The organism is Effusibacillus lacus (genome assembly GCF_002335525.1).
Classification (GTDB): Bacteria; Bacillota; Bacilli; order Tumebacillales; family Effusibacillaceae; genus Effusibacillus; species Effusibacillus lacus.
In genome coordinates this window covers 62,829-66,480 of the sequence record NZ_BDUF01000095.1, presented here as the reverse complement: position 1 = coordinate 66,480, position 3,652 = coordinate 62,829, and the positions used below count along the sequence as shown (strand labels likewise).

Annotated in this window: 5 protein-coding genes; all 5 read right to left on the bottom strand. The window is 50.6% G+C overall.

From position 1 onward, the window contains the following. Positions 1-381: ATP-binding cassette domain-containing protein (locus EFBL_RS21450; RefSeq protein ID WP_231705837.1), on the bottom strand; the 381-nt coding region annotated here is incomplete at its 3' end. Then, a complete protein-coding gene (locus EFBL_RS16225) occupies positions 378-1,175 on the bottom strand; it encodes an ABC transporter permease subunit (protein WP_096183144.1) in 798 nt (265 codons plus the stop codon). The genes EFBL_RS21450 and EFBL_RS16225, both read right to left, overlap by 4 nt. Continuing rightward, entirely contained in the window at positions 1,172-2,476 is a 1,305-nt protein-coding gene (gene nosD, locus EFBL_RS16220; protein ID WP_165912470.1) for a nitrous oxide reductase family maturation protein NosD, read from the bottom strand. The genes EFBL_RS16225 and nosD overlap by 4 nt, the downstream gene beginning before the upstream one ends. Continuing rightward, complete coding sequence (locus EFBL_RS16215; RefSeq protein ID WP_096183262.1) at positions 2,473-3,045, bottom strand: hypothetical protein; 573 nt, start codon at positions 3,043-3,045, stop codon at positions 2,473-2,475. The genes nosD and EFBL_RS16215 overlap by 4 nt, the downstream gene beginning before the upstream one ends. 56 nt (positions 3,046-3,101) lie before the next feature. Further along, a partial coding sequence (locus EFBL_RS21445) for a cupredoxin domain-containing protein (RefSeq protein ID WP_231705836.1) occupies positions 3,102-3,652 on the bottom strand: 551 nt, incomplete at its 5' end.

Here is a 3,652-nt window from a genome sequence, read left to right as displayed (position 1 = left end):
TCTGACCTTCTCGTTCCGGTCCTCCCAAAGCTGCACTCTGCGCAGGCATTGCTCAATCCTGAAGGAATTTGCCGGAACACCTGCGAGTTCTGCGAAGAATTCCATATTTTCCAGTCCGGACATTTGGGCATAGAGGGAGAACTTCTCCGGCAGATAGGAAACATATTGCTTCCATTCTTCTTTCGTATTGGGGATGCCCCGCAGAAGAACCTCCCCCTGTTGAACGGGAAGGATCCCCAGCATGGAATGGATCAATGTGGACTTGCCGGCGCCGTTTCGTCCGACCAGGGCACATTTTTCCCGGGGTTCAATCACCAGATTGACATTCGACAACACCGTCTTCCTGCCATAAGAATGGGTTAATCCCCTGATTTCTATCATGCTTTTTCCCCCTTCCGGTGAAACCTGACGGCCAACTCAAAGGGCAAAGCCGTCCACAGCACCAAATTGATCAGCAAAAACTGCAAAGGCGACAGCCAGATCATCTTCTGCATCAATCCGGACAATTGGTCCAGCGGAAACAGACCAAGTGACGATTCCAGGTACAAACGGATGGTATGCATGGGAATAAGAAAATACAAAACGGAAAGCAGCCTGATGGATTCCCGGGTTACGCCAGGCAGCCAATACAGGAACGCCAGGTCAGTCAGAAACAGGAACAGAAACCAGGCGAACAGATTGGCACCGACCAACTGCAAGCGGGATGTGCATACACTGCCAAGAAGCATACCAATCTGGTTAAAAATCAGAAGCAGCGAAAATGTGGCAATCAGGTAAGCAAGAAATCCCTTTCCGTCAAATGCAAGCACAAACTTGGCAGGAACAGCCAGCAGGACAAAACTCGCCGCAAAAACGGCCAGGGTTATGAACTGGACCGCCATGGCTTTCTTCCAAAGAAAACTCCGGTACGATTCTTTCTTGGTAAGAAGGATCAGGATTGTTTTTTGCTCTTTCTCCTGCAGCAGAGAGAAGGATGCCAGAAACAAACTCAACAGCGGAATCAGAAACAGGTTTAGATCGTACAGAGAGAGCAGATAGGCCTCAAATCCCTGTTCAGCCGGCAGGGTGCGTGATTGCAGCAGGGTAAAGACAGATGCAAGCATGACCATGCCAAGGGACAACCACATACCGATGCCGCGGGACTGTTCTTTCCATTCTTTCCAGACGTATGTCATGCTTTCCCCCTCCTTCCAATCCACAGGATCGTTGCGATTACAAATACAGCCCCTCCCAGCCAGAGAGCGGGTGCTTCCGGCTTCCTTCCCGGCAGTGGATGCGGATCTTCAAACATCACTTCCTGCCTGTTCAGCACCTGGCCCATTTTTTCATAGACGGTGATGGCCGGACTCTTCAGAAAAAGATAGGCCAACTCATTCTCCTGCACCAACTTGTACAGGGAGGATTTATATGAAACGGGGTGGTCTCCGATTCCGTCCCGATCCAGGTCGAGGACGGGGATATCCTTTCCCCAATCGTTTCCTTTGCCATTCTCACTCCAACTGGCAGTGCTTTGCCCCCCTACGGCAATTACCGGAGCGGTATTCTTATAAAACCGGTTTTGGCTGAATACCTGTTGGCTGGCACTTGCCCAGAGTTCCACACCTACCCGGTTGTGGACGAAATGATTGTTGTGGATGCGGCTGCCCTGGGAATTCTCAAGATAAAGACCGCGCAAGTTTTGGAAAAATCGGTTTTCGCGCATTTCCACATCCTTGCTTTCCTGCAGCAGAATGCCAAATGCCTGGGGGCCCTGATGGAACGAAAATTCATTGCGGTGGAGCCGGATCCGCCGGGAGACCATGATGGCCGCCCCGCCGGTATTTTTGGTGAAGCGGTTATCCGAGAAAGCATTGTCGTTGGAATACATGTAATGAAGTCCGTAACGGGTTTGGCTGATCGTATTTGCTTCCACACGGTTCCGGTCGGAATAATAGAAATAGATTCCGTCCCGGCTGCCGCGAATCCGGCTGTGTGTCAGTTTGTTGCCATGGGAGTGGATGAATTGAATTCCGTTTCCCTGGCCCGCAATTTCATTTCCGCTCATGCCCGTAACGTCCACGTTTTCAATCGTGTTCTCGTTGGCGTAATAAAGATAAATCCCGTGAAACGAATCGGATATGACCAGATTTTTCAGCAGATTGCGGTCACTCAGCACTTTAACGGCCGCATACTCCTCTTCCGAGTTCCGGCTGAAACCGCCATGTTCAATCCTGAGATTCTCAAGGCGGACACCGGGGGCTTTGATGGTGATGACATTGCCGGTTCCATCCCCCCGGACGACCGTACCTTCCGAACCTTTGACGACAAGCGGCTTTGTGATGACAATATTGCCGGTGTAAGTCTGGCCGGAAAGCTCCAATACCCCGTTTTCCGGAGTTTGATCCACTTGAGATTGCAAAGAACTCTCCGCCATCACCCTGGATAAAGCCAGAAACCATACGCATACAAAAGCCATCAAAGCCGCTGTCTTTCTCATTGTTTGCGATCCCTCCATAAAGGTACCAGCATCAGCAGGAATGCAATTCCCGCCAGATAGGCCCCCTTGCCGAAAAAACTGTTGGTTGTAAAATTGGCCAGTTGGTTCTTGCCAACCACGGGCGGAACAAACGGGGCGATCTTGATCGGCGCCTTCGGATCCAGATTCGTACCGAAATCCACCAACCAGCGGTGAATGTCATAAATCCCCAACAGTCCGCCAATCACAAACAAACCGATCAGCCCGTAAAGCAATCTCCTCTGTCTGGCCACCCCGACCGCTGCGGTGAGTAGAGCCATCAGACCAATCAGGTAAGGCAAATAACGGAATTCCGGAAATGAATCTTCGCTAAACTGCTTCATCCCGATGTAATGGTTCAGCCCGTTTATAATATCCACTTTGCCTTCCAATTTGTCGGGGTAAACCAGGACGGTCAGGCCCTCAGGATATTGAGGGGCATAAAACGACATCCCCCACCACGGAAGGAAAATCGATCCAGCCAACAGTACGGCTGCCAGCAACAAGGCAGTGGAGGAGATACCTGATAGTCTATTGGCCACGTTCCCCATCTCCTTATATGGAAAAGGGTATCTGGCGATACCCTTTTCCCTTTCTGAAATTCCTGTCACTTGGGTTCAACCAACAGATATCCGCTCATTTCCTGGTGAAGCGCCGAACAGAAGTTGGTACAGTAAATCGGGTACGTTCCCGCTTTGTCAGCCACAAATTCCATAGTTTTGGTTTCGCCTGGCTGAATTTCCATATTCTGGTTGTAAGCGTTGACTGCAAAACCGTGAGTGATGTCCTCGTCGAGGTCAATGTTGGTCAGATGGAAAATGACCTTATCCCCTTGCTTGACAGTTACAACATCCTTGCGCTCTGCTTTGCCATCGAATATAAACTTGGAGCGCATGGCGATTCCGTATACGTGAACCTCATTGCCCTTCCGTTCAATCCGGGCATCTTCCTGCTTCCATACGGAGTTCGGACGCTTCTCATCCTTCGGCAGAACTTCAATGGTCTTGATCTTGTCAGCCTTGATGATCTGTGCATAGTGAGGTTCGGGATCGACCGGGGCCGTTTGGATCACCTTCATTTTGCTGCCCGTCAAATCGATCAGTTGCATGGATTCCGGATGGGACGGACCTACGGACAGGTAGCTGTCTTTGGCGATCT

What these genes read in the sequence shown, in the direction of transcription:
- EFBL_RS16225 (WP_096183144.1), bottom strand. Translation starts at nt 1,175, where the DNA reads ATGACATACGTCTGGAAAGAATGGAAAGAACAGTCCCGCGGCATCGGT.
- nosD (WP_165912470.1), bottom strand. Translation starts at nt 2,476, where the DNA reads ATGAGAAAGACAGCGGCTTTGATGGCTTTTGTATGCGTATGGTTTCTG.
- EFBL_RS16215 (WP_096183262.1), bottom strand. Translation starts at nt 3,045, where the DNA reads ATGGGGAACGTGGCCAATAGACTATCAGGTATCTCCTCCACTGCCTTG.